The sequence below is a fragment of the Companilactobacillus sp. y65-5 genome (genome assembly GCF_057541095.1).
The window spans coordinates 38,446-53,644 of the sequence record NZ_BAAJOA010000008.1 but is presented as its reverse complement, the minus strand read 5'-3'; the positions used below and the strand labels follow the sequence as shown (position 1 = coordinate 53,644).

At 39.9% G+C, this 15,199-nt stretch carries 11 protein-coding genes; 8 read left to right on the top strand and 3 right to left on the bottom strand.

Features of this window, described 5'->3' with window-relative positions; all coding sequences use genetic code 11:
• The first annotated feature begins 91 nt into the window (after nucleotides 1–91).
• From AC27FM_RS11330 to whiA, 7 genes are all read left to right on the top strand, one after another.
• The gene (locus AC27FM_RS11330) at nucleotides 92–1,381 is read left to right on the top strand and encodes an alkaline phosphatase family protein (protein WP_487088391.1); all 1,290 of its coding nucleotides are present in this window, start codon (nucleotides 92–94) and stop codon (nucleotides 1,379–1,381) included.
• On the top strand, nucleotides 1,378–2,622 hold the full coding sequence (locus AC27FM_RS11325; protein ID WP_487088389.1) for an MFS transporter: 1,245 nt from the start codon (nucleotides 1,378–1,380) through the stop codon (nucleotides 2,620–2,622). Before AC27FM_RS11330 ends, AC27FM_RS11325 begins: the two co-directional genes overlap by 4 nt.
• Nucleotides 2,623–2,747: 125 nt before the next feature.
• Nucleotides 2,748–4,757 (top strand): excinuclease ABC subunit UvrB, encoded by a 2,010-nt coding sequence (gene uvrB / locus AC27FM_RS11320; protein ID WP_487088387.1) that lies wholly within the window; start codon nucleotides 2,748–2,750, stop codon nucleotides 4,755–4,757.
• Nucleotides 4,758–7,622 carry an excinuclease ABC subunit UvrA gene (uvrA, locus tag AC27FM_RS11315; RefSeq protein ID WP_487088385.1) on the top strand — a complete coding sequence of 955 codons (2,865 nt, stop codon included), beginning with the start codon at nucleotides 4,758–4,760 and terminating at the stop codon, nucleotides 7,620–7,622.
• A gap of 93 nt (nucleotides 7,623–7,715) precedes the next feature.
• Nucleotides 7,716–8,630, top strand: coding sequence for an RNase adapter RapZ (gene rapZ / locus AC27FM_RS11310; protein WP_487088383.1), 915 nt, complete (start codon nucleotides 7,716–7,718; stop codon nucleotides 8,628–8,630).
• Complete coding sequence (locus AC27FM_RS11305) at nucleotides 8,617–9,651, top strand: gluconeogenesis factor YvcK family protein (RefSeq protein ID WP_487088381.1); 1,035 nt, start codon at nucleotides 8,617–8,619, stop codon at nucleotides 9,649–9,651. Before rapZ ends, AC27FM_RS11305 begins: the two co-directional genes overlap by 14 nt.
• On the top strand, nucleotides 9,651–10,583 hold the full coding sequence (whiA, locus tag AC27FM_RS11300) for a DNA-binding protein WhiA (protein WP_487088379.1): 933 nt from the start codon (nucleotides 9,651–9,653) through the stop codon (nucleotides 10,581–10,583). Before AC27FM_RS11305 ends, whiA begins: the two co-directional genes overlap by 1 nt.
• A gap of 43 nt (nucleotides 10,584–10,626) precedes the next feature.
• Here whiA and AC27FM_RS11295 read toward each other — a convergent pair whose 3' ends face one another.
• Together AC27FM_RS11295 and AC27FM_RS11290 are read right to left on the bottom strand one after the other, a co-directional pair.
• Nucleotides 10,627–12,342: a hypothetical protein gene (locus tag AC27FM_RS11295; RefSeq protein ID WP_487088377.1), complete on the bottom strand. Its 1,716-nt coding sequence runs from the start codon at nucleotides 12,340–12,342 to the stop codon at nucleotides 10,627–10,629.
• A gap of 139 nt (nucleotides 12,343–12,481) precedes the next feature.
• Complete coding sequence (locus AC27FM_RS11290) at nucleotides 12,482–13,861, bottom strand: DHA2 family efflux MFS transporter permease subunit (protein WP_487088375.1); 1,380 nt, start codon at nucleotides 13,859–13,861, stop codon at nucleotides 12,482–12,484.
• Between the two features lie 254 nt (nucleotides 13,862–14,115).
• Between AC27FM_RS11290 and AC27FM_RS11285 the strand changes: the two genes are divergently transcribed.
• Nucleotides 14,116–14,304 (top strand): hypothetical protein, encoded by a 189-nt coding sequence (locus AC27FM_RS11285; protein WP_487088373.1) that lies wholly within the window; start codon nucleotides 14,116–14,118, stop codon nucleotides 14,302–14,304.
• A 49-nt stretch (nucleotides 14,305–14,353) separates the two neighbouring features.
• Here the strand turns inward: AC27FM_RS11285 and AC27FM_RS11280 are convergent, their stop codons facing one another.
• Complete coding sequence (locus AC27FM_RS11280; protein WP_487088371.1) at nucleotides 14,354–14,941, bottom strand: ATP-dependent Clp protease proteolytic subunit; 588 nt, start codon at nucleotides 14,939–14,941, stop codon at nucleotides 14,354–14,356.
• Nucleotides 14,942–15,199: the final 258 nt, after the last annotated feature.

The following is a 15,199-nucleotide window of genomic DNA, read 5'->3' as shown; positions in this document are numbered from 1 at the left end:
GCTTGTTTCGGATTTTTTAGTTGCCACATTTATTGGTAAGTATTCACTTACTTGCGTTATAATATCACTTATGAGAGTGAGGGGATTTAATTTGTCAACAAATCAACATATGGTCATAATCTCGCTAGATTCGTTGGGATTTAGAGATATTCGTGAGCATCAAGCAGAACTACCAACATTGAACAAACTAATAACAGGTGGTACGTGGGTCAAGTCTGTTACGGGGATTTATCCAACACTGACTTATCCATCACATACTACGATCATTACTGGACAATATCCAAATGTGCACGGGGTCGTTAATAATACTAAGATTCAACCGGAACGTCGTTCACCAGATTGGTTCTGGTACCAAAAAGATATTAAATCAACAACACTCTATGATCTGGCACATGAAAGAGGGATGAAGACGGCTGCTTTTTTGTGGCCAGTGACAGCTGGGAGTAAGATAAATTATAATTTGGCTGAAATTTTTCCCAATCGTATTTGGACTAACCAAGTGTTAGTCTCACTCAAGGCCAGCTCACCATTATTCTTGATGGAAATGGATCATAAATACGGCAAGTTGCGAAATGGTATCAAGCAACCACAATTAGATGATTTTATCACCGCCTGTGCGGTAGATACGATCGAACACAAAAAGCCTAATCTAACACTACTTCACTTGGTTGATATGGACAGCATGCGTCATCGATATGGTGTTCGTTCTAAGGAAGCAATGGAGGCTTTACATCGCTTGGACGATCACGTGGCACAGGTTGTTGATGCGACTAAACGGGCAGGAACTTTTTATGACACTAATTTTGTTATTTTAGGAGACCATTATCAAATCAATGTCGATACGATGATTCATCTCAACACCTTGTTTGCCCAAAAAGGTTGGTTAACGCCTAAATCAGATCAAACGTATGAAAAAGACTGGCGAGTTATGGCGAAAACCTGTGATGGTTCAACTTATATCTACACCAAGAATTTCGCTGAAAAGGAAGAATTAGCTCAGTTGATCAGTCAGGTTGAAGGAGTAGAGCAAGTTTATCCACGTTATCAAGCTATCGAATTCGGTGCTGATCCAGATTGTACCTTTATGGTGGAAGCCAAAGAGGGTTATTACTTCACGGACGAAAGTAGTCGACCGGGAGTAGTTGAAAAGGTTGATCTTGATACGTTGGGACAACCCGATCGTTATCACGGTGTGCATGGATACGATCCTAATAAACCAGATTATCAAACTACGATTTTGTTCAACGGTCCAGCTGTTAATATTGGAAAGACCATTGAGCACGCTAATTTAGTTGATGAGGCACCAACGTTTGCACGTTTACTAGGTCTTCACTTCAAAGATGCGTTAGCAGGAGAATGCATTGAAGGAGTGATCAAATGAGGTTTAACAAGCAACAATGGAGCTGGATATTTTATGATTGGGCGAATTCAGGTTATGGTATCATTATTACCACGGCTGTTTTGCCAGTATATTTTAAAGCAATTGCACAGGATAATGGTGTCAGCGCCGCAAATTCAACAGCTTACTGGGGATATGCTAACAGTTTTGGAACATTATTAGTCTCTATCTTAGCTCCAGTCCTCGGGGCACTAGCCGATTATCCGGGCTATAAAAAACGAATGCTAAATATTTTCGCACTAGCGGGTGTCGTAATGACCTTTGGACTGAGTGTGGTACCTACGAATCAGTGGTCGTGGCTCTTAGTAGTGTATATTTTGTCCATCATCGGTTATTCAGGGGGAAATCTTTTTTATGATAGTTTTTTAACTGATGTCGCTGATAATCAAGAGATGGATAAGGTATCTTCTTACGGTTATGGCTTTGGATATTTAGGTGGGGTTTTGGCATTTATATTATTCCTAGTCCTACAATTGACGAGTGGCTTTGGCATGTTATCGAGCTATGGTGTGGCTAGATGGAGTTTCGTTTTAGCTGCCGCTTGGTGGATAATTTTTTATATTCCACTGATTAGAAATGTCAAACAAGTTTATGCCGTCAAAGCTGATTCACATCCGATCAGTGCCAGTTTTGGTAGGGTTTGGGAAACTCTCAAGCATATCAAGCAGTACAAGGATGTTGCTTGGTTCTTGGTAGCTTATTTCTTCTATATTGATGGGGTAGATACGATCTTTACCATGGCAACTTCGATTGGAATGGATATGGGTATTACAACTACAACACTGATGATAGTCTTGTTAGTCGTACAGCTGGTGGCATTTCCATTTTCGATTTTGTACGGTTGGTTAGCCAATAAGACTTCTACCAGAACTGGGATTTTTATTGGGATAATTTTGTATTTAGGAATTTGTTTATATGCTTTGAAACTGAATACCGTGACTGATTTTTGGATATTAGCCGTGTTGGTAGGTACTAGTCAAGGTGGTATTCAAGCTTTAAGCCGTTCGTATTTTGGTAGACTGATCCCCAAGGAATCAGGGAGCGAGTTCTTCGGATTTTATAATATTTTGGGTAAATTCTCAGCCGTTATGGGTCCGGTATTAGTCGGAATAGTTACGCAGATCACTGGTAAATCAACTATCGGAGCTGCTTCATTGAGCGTTCTTTTCTTGATAGGATTGATTATTTTCATCTACTTACCTCGTCTTTCCGCAAGTGAGTAAATTTATGGCGAAAGTATGTTCGATATGTTAATATATAGGCGATGTATTTTTGCCTAATAAAAATGGGAGCTTGAACGAAATTCATTTCGTCGCGCTCTTTTTTTAGCTTTATGGAGGATGAATATTTGATAGATAGAGTGGACGATAATAAGTTTGATTTAGTTTCAAAGTATTCACCAGCGGGGGATCAGCAACAAGCGATCGATAAGATCACTAATGATTTCAAAGCTGGAGATAAGGAAGTTATACTTGAGGGTGCCACTGGTACAGGTAAGACTTTTACAATGGCAAATGTCATTCAGAACTTGAACAAACCAACTTTGATCATTTCTCACAATAAGACTTTGGCTGGACAGTTGTATGGAGAATTCAAGGAATTCTTTCCTAATAACGCAGTCGAATATTTTGTCAGTTACTATGATTACTATCAACCGGAGGCTTATGTGCCATCGAGTGATACTTATATCGAGAAGGATTCGAGTATCAACGATGAGATTGATAAGTTACGTCACTCAGCTACCAGTTCTTTGTTAGAGCGTAATGATGTGATTGTGGTCGCTTCAGTTTCATGTATCTTTGGTTTGGGTGATCCTAGAGAATATGCGGACAGTATTATTTCTCTACGAGTGGGTCAACAGATCGGACGTGACCAATTACTTGAGAAGTTAGTCGATAACCAATTCGAACGTAATGATATCGACTTTCAACGTGGACGTTTTCGTGTACGTGGGGATGTTGTGGATATTTTCCCAGCTTCACGTGATGATAACGCTATTCGTGTGGAGTTTTTTGGTGAGGAGATCGATCGTATCATTGAGATGGATGCCTTAACAGGTGAGATCAAAGGACAGATGGATCATATTGGTATTTTCCCAGCAACTCACTTCATGATCAGTGATTCAAAGATGGAAGATGCGCTGGATCGAATTCAAAAAGAAATGGACACACAGGTCGCTAAGTTTACCAAAGAGGGCAAGCTTCTTGAGGCACAGCGAATCAAACAACGGACTGAGTATGATATTGAGATGATGCGTGAGATGGGGTATACATCTGGCATCGAGAACTACTCACGTCATATGGAAGGACGTGCTGAAGGTGAACCACCATTCACGCTGATCGACTTCTTCCCCAAGGACTTCAACATCATGATCGATGAATCGCACGTTACTATGCCACAAGTCCGAGGGATGTATAATGGTGACCGTGCCAGAAAAGAAATGCTGGTAGACTACGGATTCAGACTTCCTAGTGCCTTGGACAACCGTCCTCTAAAATTGGAAGAATTTGAAGAGCATGTCAATCGTATTTTGTACGTCTCAGCTACTCCAGGTCCATACGAATTGGAACGCACCAAACATGTCGCTACGCAGATCATTCGTCCGACTGGTCTATTGGATCCTAAGATCGAAGTACGTCCAATCATGGGTCAGATCGACGACTTAGTGGGTGAGATAAATGACCGTATCGAAAAACACGAGCGTGTCTTCGTGACGACTTTGACTAAGAAGATGGCAGAAGATCTGACAGATTACTTCAAGGACTTAGGGATCAAAGTTAGATATTTGCACAGTGATGTCAAGACATTGGAACGTACGAAGATAATCCGTGACCTGCGTTTAGGAAAATTCGACGTTTTGATCGGGATCAATTTGCTTCGTGAGGGAATCGATGTTCCTGAAGTTTCCTTGATTGCTATTTTGGATGCTGATAAGGAAGGCTTTTTACGTGCTGAACGCTCGTTGATTCAGATCATTGGACGTGCTTCTAGAAATGAGAACGGTAAGGTCATCATGTACGCTGATGGTATCACCGATTCCATGCAAGCTGCTATTTCCAAGACGTCTCATCGTCGTGAACTACAAGAAAAATTCAATGAAGAACATGGAATCACACCTAAGACTATCGTCAAACCGATTCGTGATGCGATTTCTATGTTCCAAAAGGTCGATAATACAGCTTCAGAATCCGAAAAGATCGATGATGATCTGAAGTTTGAAGATATGTCTAAAAAAGAACAAAAAGAATTACTTGATAATTTACAAGAACAAATGGAAGCTGCAGCCAAGAAACTAGACTTCGAAGCCGCTGCCAATTTGCGTGATACAATCCTAGATTTGAAGGCGGAAATGAAATAGATGTTAAATGATAAAATTGTTATTCACGGAGCACGAGCACACAATTTAAAGGATATTGATGTGACGATTCCACGTGATAAGTTAGTAGTTATGACCGGATTATCTGGCTCGGGAAAGAGTTCCTTAGCATTTGATACTTTGTACGCTGAAGGTCAACGTCGCTATGTCGAAAGTCTCTCCTCCTATGCTCGTCAATTCTTAGGACAGATGGACAAACCTGATGTTGATTCAATCGATGGCTTGAGTCCAGCTATTTCGATCGACCAGAAGACTACTTCTAAGAACCCGCGTTCAACCGTCGGAACAGTGACGGAGATCAATGATTATTTGCGTTTGTTGTGGGCGCGAGTGGGTACACCGATCTGTCCAAACGACGGCACAGTGATCACCAGTCAATCAGCACAACAGATGGTAGATGCCATCTTAAAACTCGATGAAAAGACTAAACTACAAGTTCTTTCACCAGTTATCAGAGCCAAAAAAGGACAACATAAAAAAGCTTTTGCACAAATTCAAAAACAAGGTTATGTCAGAGTTAGAGTCGATGGTGAAATTCATGATATCAGTGAAGATATCAAATTAGACAAGAATAAAAAGCATGATATTGATGTTATTGTCGATAGAATCGTTATCAATGACCACATCAAGTCACGTTTATTTGATTCTGTCGAAGCAGCTTTGCGTTTGTCAGACGGCTACATGAATGTCGATGTGATCGGTCAGGATATGATGGTCTTCTCTGAAAAAAATGCCTGTCCACTATGTGGTTTCACAGTTGGCGAGTTAGAGCCACGTTTGTTCTCTTTCAATGCCCCCTTTGGAGCCTGTGATAACTGTGATGGCCTGGGTATCAAATTGGAAGTAGATATTGACCTTGTGGTACCTGACCAATCAAAGACCTTAGCTGAGGGTGCGATCATCCCTTGGAATCCGATCAGTTCACAATATTATCCTCAAATGTTGGAACAAGCCTGTAAGGAATTCAAGATCGATATGGATACACCATTTGAGAAGCTATCTGATGAAGCTAGAGATATTGTTCTGTATGGATCAGGCGGCAAGGATTTCCACTTCCATTATGAGAATGATTTTGGTAATGTTCGCGATGTCGATGTGCCATTTGAAGGTGTCATTCCCAATATAGATCGTCGTTACCACGAAACTAACAGTGACTTTACTCGCGAAGTAATGCGTAAGTATATGACAGAACTGACTTGTCCAGTCTGTCACGGTAAGAGATTGAATCGTCAAGCTCTAGCCGTTAAGGTCGAAGGTCAAGATATCGCTGATGTTTCGAATATGTCGATCAAAGATGAACTGCCATTTTTCAAGGAGATCACATTAGGTGAACAAAATACAGTTATTGCTAAGCCGATCTTAAAGGAAGTCAAGGATCGTTTGACTTTCTTGATCAACGTGGGCTTGGATTATTTGACGCTGTCACGTTCTGCAGGAACCTTGTCTGGTGGTGAAGCGCAACGAATCCGCTTGGCAACACAGATAGGTTCTAACTTATCAGGTGTTATGTATATTCTCGATGAACCATCGATCGGTTTACATCAGCGTGATAATAATCGCTTGATCAGTTCATTGAAGAAGATGCGTGATCTCGGTAATACCTTGATCGTAGTGGAACATGACGAAGATACTATGTTGTCAGCCGACTACTTGATCGACGTAGGACCGGGAGCTGGTGAAAAAGGCGGAGAGATTGTTGCTGCTGGAACTCCCAAGCAAGTCATGCGTAGTGCCAAATCGCTGACGGGTCAGTATTTATCAGGCAAAAAGTTCATTCCCGTTCCACTGGAACGAAAAGCCGGTAGTGGTGACTATGTGGAAGTCTTTGGTGCTGCAGAAAATAACCTCAAGCAGATTGATGTAAAATTCCCATTGGGAAAATTCATCTCTGTCACCGGTGTATCGGGCTCTGGTAAGTCAACGCTGGTCAATACTATTTTGAAACGTGCCTTAGCACAAAAAATGAATCGTAATTCTCACAAACCGGGTAAATACAAGAAAATCACTGGCTACGACAAGCTGGAAAAAATGATTGCTATCGATCAGAGTCCGATCGGACGGACACCAAGAAGTAATCCAGCCACGTATACAGGGGTTTTTGACGACATTCGTGATTTATTTGCTCAAACCAATGAAGCCAAACTTCGTGGATATAAGAAGGGCAGATTCTCATTCAATGTTAAAGGTGGTCGTTGTGAAAACTGCCACGGTGATGGAATAATCAAAATCGAAATGAACTTTTTGCCTGACGTCTATGTTCCTTGCGAAGTCTGTCATGGAACACGTTATAATTCGGAAACACTAGAAGTCACTTATAAGGGCAAGAATATCGCTGAAGTTTTGGATATGAAAGTTGAGGATGCATTAGATTTCTTCAATAATATTCCAAAGATCAGGCGCAAACTGCAGACGATCGTTGACGTTGGTTTGGGCTATGTTTCCATGGGACAATCAGCTACACAGCTATCTGGTGGTGAAGCCCAACGTATGAAATTAGCCTCAGAGCTGTATAAGAAGTCGGCCGGGCATAATTTCTATATCTTAGACGAGCCTACGACTGGATTGCATACTGACGATATCAAGCGACTATTAGGGGTCTTGCAACGTTTAGTCGATGAAGGCAATACTGTGTTAGTAATTGAACACAACCTCGATGTCATCAAATCATCTGACTGGGTGATTGACCTAGGCCCTGAAGGTGGAGAAGGTGGCGGACAAGTCGTCGCTACTGGAACACCAGAAGATATTTGTGAAGTCAAAGAGAGTTATACTGGTCAATATTTGAAACCAGTTTTGGAACGAGATAAAAAACGGACCGTCGAAGCAGAAGAAAAATCTAAAAAATAATAAAGTCGATCAGAAATGGTCGATTTTTTATTATTATAAAAATGACACACCAGGCCCGTTGTGTTATGCTAATATCTGAATGCGAGGTGCACTATGTCAAAAGACACGCTTAGTTTAGTAATTGTGACCGGTATGAGTGGTGCCGGTAAGACCGTAGCAATGCAGTCCTTTGAAGATTTAGGATATTTTTGTATTGATAATATGCCACCAAATCTTCTTCCTAAATTTTGGGAGCTAGTTCATGAATCAGGAAAAATCAATAAAGTAGCATTAGTTGTTGATATACGTTCACGCGATTTTTACGATGAAATTTTTTCGATGGTTTCTAAAGTAGAAGAGGATGAACAAGAAAAGAAACAACAAGTCGATATGAAAATATTGTTCTTGAATGCTTCTGATGAAGAATTGGTCTCGCGTTATAAGGAGACTCGTCGTAGTCATCCACTTGCCATGGAAGGCCGTCTGCTCGATGGTATTCAAAAAGAACGTGAAATACTATCTGAGATCAGAAGTCGCGCGCAAGTTGAGATTGATACGACCGATTTGACACCGCGCCAACTTCGTGAGGAGATTTTTGATAATTTCCAAGAAAACGAAGGCACTCCAAAATTTCACATTGAGGTAATGTCATTTGGTTTTAAGTATGGCTTACCGATCGATGCAGATATTGTGATGGATGTCAGATTCTTAAAGAATCCTTTTTATGTTGATAGTTTGAAGACTAAGACGGGAATGGATAAACCTGTCTATGACTATGTCATGGACGATCCCACGACTGAAAGTTTTTATCAAAAACTATCTGATTTATTGAAGAGCATAATTCCCGGATACGAGAAGGAGGGCAAGACTAGCTTGACGATCGCCATCGGTTGTACTGGTGGACAACATCGATCAGTTGCGATTGCTCAACGTCTAGGAACAGATCTTAATGATAACTACCACGTCGATATTACACACCGTGATATGGAAAAATCTCAAAAGAAGGTAATTGAACATGCCAACAAATAGGATAGTTCGTGTCGTCAAGGGACGTCGACCAAAAGTTGTTGTTATAGGTGGGGGAACTGGCTTGCCAGTTGTATTAAATAGTTTGAGAAACAAAGATGCTGATATCACGGCAATCGTGACCGTAGCGGATGATGGCGGATCGTCTGGTGTATTGAGAGATTACATCAACGTCGTACCACCTGGGGACATTCGAAACGTTTTAGCATCACTTTCAGATCTACCAAAGGTAGACTTGGATGTTTTTCAATATCGTTTTAATAGTGACGATGATTTCTTTTCCGGTCATGCGATCGGCAACTTGATCATTGCCGCTTTATCAGAAATGTCACCTAATATCTTTGACGCTGTACAAGAATTATCCAAAATGATGCGTGTTGATGGTAGAGTATTTCCTGCCAGCAATACCAAATTGACTTTGAATGCCGAATTCACAGATGGAACGACACTGTCTGGTGAACATGAAATAACGCATTCGGGTAAGCATGTTAAGCGGGTATGGGTCACTAATTCAGACAATCCAGACCAAACACCTAAGTCGCTGTTACCAGTGGTAGCTTCGATCATGCAGGCTGATGTCGTCGTATTAGGACCGGGTAGTTTGTTTACTAGTATCTTGCCTAACTTGATGATCAGTGATCTCGGTGAGGCAGTACGTCAGACACCAGCCGAAGTCGTATATATTTGTAATATCATGACACAGATCGGTGAAACCGAAGGCTTTACCGATGCAGATCACGTTAATGTTTTGAATGAACATCTCGGTGGTAATTTTGTTGACACCGTATTAGTCAATACACGCGATATACCTGATGGCTATATGGATCACAAGAAATACGATGAATATGTCAGTCAAGTTAAGCCAGACTTCTTATCATTACGAAAAATGGGATGTCGGGTGATCCAAGACGACTTCTTGTCGCTCCACGATAATGGGGCCTTTCACGATGGCAAAAAAATTGGTCGTGAAATTTTGAATTTAGCATTTCAATCTGGAAATAGAAAAAATGAGGTGAGACGTTAGTGGCTTCTTATGCAAGTGAAGTAAAGAAAGAACTCACTAGTTTGGAAGTCCATCCTGAACATGCACGTGTTGAGTTGTCAGCTCTGTTGAGAATGAATGGCTCACTAAGTATACAAAATCATCATTTTGTTTTGACAGCACAAACAGAGAATCCTGCGATTGCTCGTAGGATTTTTTCACTAATTAAATTGCGCTACGGGATGGAATCAGAACTATTGGTTCGTAAAAAAATGAAATTAAAGAAGAACAATCAATATCTTGTTCGACTAAAATATGACACTGAAAAAGTCTTAAAAGATCTAGGTATATTGGATGAGACGGGGTTGTCGATCAATACGGATGTGCCAGAAGATATCTTAGATGAGGACCAACGCATGCGTTCCTATCTTCGTGGAGCTTTCTTAGCCACTGGAAGTGTTAACAACCCTGAAACATCTAGGTATCACTTGGAGATTTATTCACTCTATGAGTCTCATAACGAGGACGTGGCACAGATGATGAATCACTTCAATCTGAATGCACGAGTGACTCAACGTCGCAATGGCTACATCGTATACTTGAAAGAGGCTGAAAAAATCGCTGACTTCTTACAAGTCGTCGGTGCAACCAATGCGATGCTGAAGTTTGAGGATATTCGAATCGTGCGTGACATGCGTAACTCAGTCAATCGACTAGTCAACTGTGAAAACGCTAATATCAACAAGACTGTGGCTGCGGCTGAACGTCAAGTTGAGAATATCAAGCATCTACAGAGTACGGTGGGATTAGATTCCTTACCTGAGAAATTACGAGAAATCGCGGTATTGCGACTTGAGAACCCAGAAGTTTCGCTAAAAGAATTAGGAGATATGGTTCCCAGTGGTGCCATCTCTAAGTCTGGGATCAATCACAGATTACGAAAATTAAATCAATTGGCTGAAGAAGCCGTATAAAAAGAACTAGATTACTCTGATTGAGTGATCTAGTTCTTTTAGGTTAAATATGAAATTTTTTGTAAATAAGATACCCGCATAATGATAAGAACAACACTAATGCTATCCAAATCATATATGGATACCAGTGCGAATGAGTGCTGATTATTAAGATATCCGCTTCTTTGATCTTTTTAGTATTATGAATCGCCAAGAAACCATTTTCGTCAGTAGTCCATTTGATGGTTTTGCCATTGACAGTGATGATGTAATTCAATGATGAATAACCGAAGACAGGCAATTCAAGATCACCTTGCTGAATATTCCGTGCACGATAACTGACGCTATTAGTATTAGAGGCGATTTTTTTCAACGGGATTTGATGCTTGTTTTGCGTTGCCCAATGGTTGATCAATTTGGTCTTAATTTCAGCTGACAATGACTGACCATTGCTATTAGGTTCTAGAGAAACTTTTTCCGGTGCATAATCCGGGATCAAGGTACGTTGAATCGTCTCGCTATTGATCCCACTCGAAGTTAATTTAACATCATCGTTCAAACCGATTTTGTCACTGGAAATATCCGTTACGATGGGTAGATCCTTGCCGTGATTATAAACATAATTAGTCGTGATTTGTAGTGATGCTGAAATAGACAGGACAGAGAGTATCAGCAAAATATATTTACTCGTCTGTTCTTTGAAATTATCCAGTAACAAGACGATAGGGATGACACCTAGGAAGAGAGCAAACCTCCAACTAGATTCTTGGAAGTTGTTGATGATAGGAACGTGATTGAAGAGCGACCAAGGTGTTAGGTCGGTGCTCAGTACTATTAATAATGTTTCGATCAATAGCCATGGGGCTAGGGATTTGATTTTTACTCTGTCAAATCCAACCAAGGTAATAAGGAGTAGTATCAGTGAGAGTGTGGAAAAGGCGACACGGGCGTTCCACTTGGAATTTGCGAATAATAACGTAAGTGGGTCGGCTATGATATTGCCTCTGCCAAACGGTGGTAGCAAGCCTGTCTTTGAGATAGTCCAGATTCGATAAATCACTGGCAGACAGAGGATGACAGTGATAGCTCCAGCGAGGATCAGATTGACCCAAGGCATTATCGTCCGGTCTTTGATAGATTTTACTATCAAGAAGATGCCGGCAATCAATGACAGCGCTACGGCACTGAGCAAGTGCGAATTGATAACGATCGTCATCAATAATCCTAGTTTGATTGCTAAAATATAATCTATTCTTTTACTTTCGATAATATTTTTGAATGTAAATAATATAGGGAATGCAAAGGCTAGTACAATTGCAGTGCCGGGTTGAAATTCTGTGGTAATGTCTCGCAAAACAGCTCCAGAATAGGTGAAGATGATAGCGGCCATGCTTGAGTTGAAACTATTATAGCGTTTGTTTAGTGACAAGAATGTCACAAGATAGGTCAGAGCTGCGATCAAGACTTTTATCGCGATCACTTGATGGATCGGTGATAAGTTATTAGTGATAAAGACAAAAGGCCAGAGGGTGAAGTCAGGATACATACCGTTCACAGCTTGTCCAGCTGAGAAGAAGGTGTCAAAATTTAACCACCCAGGTAAGTTTCCACTGAGAAAAGCTTGTCTTATTTCGTAAACCCTTTGAGTGTGGAAAAAGGTGTCGCTACCAGAGATCATAAAGTTAAAGTGAAATTGCCAGAACATCCAACCAAATAATGAAATAAAGAATAACAAAATAGTACAAACAGTTCGTTTGTTAATGCGGCTCTGAGTATCCATAAATTCCTCCATAATATTAATCCAGAATTTAATTATACTTCTAATACAATCCTAGAGCGAGAATAGCGGGACAAAAGACTGTAAAAAAATTGTAAACAAAAAAATCTGAGTAATAATCTCAGATTTTTTTGATATCACATTAAGATTTATTTTTGATCATTAATGAAAAGATGAATCCGATAATTGCCATGGCACAAAAGAAACCGAAGACATAATGATATCCAACCAGTCCGAGATTGGCTGATAAGCCGTGGTTTTGATTCGCTGTTACTAAGATCAACGTGGCGAGTGAAACACCCAACGAACCTAGTAATTGTCTTACAGTCGTGATAATCGCCGTTCCATGGGGGATGAGATTCTCTGGCAAGGAATTACCACCTAAAGTCGTAGCTGGCATCATGACGAAGGCATTCCCACCCTCGATCAGCATTGCGATCACGATCATTGGCAATAAACCTAGTCTCATATTTAGTACGAATAACAAAATCCAACCGATAACGATCATTGACATACCTGATATTAAGGTTTTTTTGAAACCTATCTTGTCAGCTAATTTGCCAGTCAAAGGATTCAAAATACTCAACAAGATGGCTGGTGGCACTAGTGCTAAACCGGAAACCAAGATAGAAGTATGTAAGATATTTTGGTAATAGAGTGGATAGATGATCGTCACGACGATCAGAGAAATATATGAGAAACCTGTCAGCAAGACCGATAGATCAAAATTGAAGTTACGCATGACTTTTAGGTCGAGCAGAGGGTCGGTCTTAGTTAATTGACGATGGATGAACAATCCTGATAATATTAAACTTATTGCCAATAATATTATTAAGTCAGTGGATAAGTGATGCTGACTACCGGCCTGATTGACGACATATAACAGTCCGATGATACCTAGTAAATAAATAATAGAAAGACCGTCGAGTTTGACCTTCCGACGTGGCATGACATCCTTGATGTAAATCAAACCGGTGATAAAGATAACGATCATTATCAGCAAGAAGATAACAAAGAGACCTTGCCACTGTAAAAAGTTCAAAACGATTCCTGAAATAATTGGACCAGATGCTAGGGCGGAACCCATGACTAACCCGGCGAAGCCCATCGTAGTACCACGATTGCCCTCAGGAGTGATAGTCATAAGTACCGATTGAAACGACGGAAATAAGATTCCCACACCGATAGCTTCAAGTGCTCTGCCTAACATTGCCATCGCAAAGTTTTGAGCTAAGATGATTATTAATGTTCCAATCGCAAAAATTCCCACAACTCCAAGAAATATCTTCTTGAAAGAGATGTTGTTAAGTAACCAAGGACTGATCGGCATCATGATACTCATGATCAACATGAAACCGGTCGTAAGCCACTGGATAGTAGGTGCAGTCACACCGAAGTATTTCATCAAAGTAGGGTACGCGGTGGACAGTGATGACTGACTTATTGACATGGTGAATGTTCCAGACAATAAGGTGATGATAAAGAGTTTGCGTTTGAGCGTGCTATCAATAGTATTATCCATATTTTTAACCTCCAGTGATTAGAATAAACCAGTTGAGATTATTATTCCATTGCGATCCTTGTCGAAACCCAGACGAGACGTCTATTGATTAATAACTATTGTATAAATAATTACTATTATTTTAATAAGTGAATAGTATAAAAAATATAAGTGAAACTGTATCGAGTTTTGTAAAATTAAATTATAATATTTGAGTAACTATATAGTAAATTAACGCTATAATATTTGTAGACAATTATCAGGGGGTTAGTATCATGGTATTAAGCGATGCGCAAAGACGCGCGAACGAAAAATGGCACAGGAACAATCGTGAACGTGCTAATTATATTGCAATGAGATCGTCTGCTAGGAGTTTTATCCGTAATAAGTCAACTTTGTCAGATTTGGAAGAACTGGAATCAATCATTAGAAATCGTAAAGTCGAATTGAATATGCAAAGGTAAAAAAATAAGGTATGGTCGAATTATATCGACTATACCTTATTTTAACCAATTATTTTGGTTGACTATTTGTCATAATATCATCGATCAAACCATAATCCTTGGCTTCTTGAGCTGTCATGTAGTTATCACGATCAGTATCTTGTTGAAGTTTTTCAAAAGTTTGTCCAGAATTGTCTGCCAAAATGTGGTTCAATCTCTTTCTAGTCTTGAGAATTTCTTGAGCAGCTATTTCAATCTCAGTTTGTTGTCCTTGAGCACCGCCTAATGGTTGGTGAATAAGAACAGTTGAGTTTGGAAGAGCAAAACGTTTGCCCTTTGTTCCTGATGACAAGATAACACTTCCCATTGATGCTGCCAATCCAGTAGCGATCGTTTGAACGTCTGATTTAACGAAGTTCATAGTATCAACGATAGCTAATCCATCAGTAACTGATCCACCTGGTGAGTTGATATACATTGAAATATCTTTGTCTGAGTCTTGAGCATCAAGGAATAGCAATTCAGCAATGACTGTATTAGCCATTTGACTATTAACTTCACCTGATAACATAATGATTCTATCTTTTAGTAATCTTGAATAAATATCATAGGCACGTTCGCCACGTGAGCTTTGTTCAATAACTGTAGGAACTAACATAAACTGCCTCCTAATTATTATTAGCACTTGTTTTATTTTTTAGCACTCTAAATAGTACAGTGCTAATTTAGCATAGAATTAGTATCGGGTCAACAAACAAACCTCGAAATATAAAAATAAATACCATCTATGCTATAACTTTTTTATTATTACATAAGTTTTATTTTTTTGTTGGTGATTCGACTTATCGAAAAATAATACAAGTTTGACCGGATGGTAAATTGATCAGAGGTACTTCAGCTAGGTTATAGTGTAAAA

Coding starts and splice junctions, on each gene's coding strand:
- AC27FM_RS11325 (WP_487088389.1), top strand. CDS start 1,378: ATGAGGTTTAACAAGCAACAATGGAGCTGGATATTTTATGATTGGGCG.
- uvrA (WP_487088385.1), top strand. CDS start 4,758: ATGTTAAATGATAAAATTGTTATTCACGGAGCACGAGCACACAATTTA.
- rapZ (WP_487088383.1), top strand. CDS start 7,716: ATGTCAAAAGACACGCTTAGTTTAGTAATTGTGACCGGTATGAGTGGT.
- AC27FM_RS11305 (WP_487088381.1), top strand. CDS start 8,617: ATGCCAACAAATAGGATAGTTCGTGTCGTCAAGGGACGTCGACCAAAA.
- AC27FM_RS11295 (WP_487088377.1), bottom strand. CDS start 12,342: ATGGATACTCAGAGCCGCATTAACAAACGAACTGTTTGTACTATTTTG.
- AC27FM_RS11290 (WP_487088375.1), bottom strand. CDS start 13,861: ATGGATAATACTATTGATAGCACGCTCAAACGCAAACTCTTTATCATC.
- AC27FM_RS11285 (WP_487088373.1), top strand. CDS start 14,116: ATGGTATTAAGCGATGCGCAAAGACGCGCGAACGAAAAATGGCACAGG.
- AC27FM_RS11280 (WP_487088371.1), bottom strand. CDS start 14,941: ATGTTAGTTCCTACAGTTATTGAACAAAGCTCACGTGGCGAACGTGCC.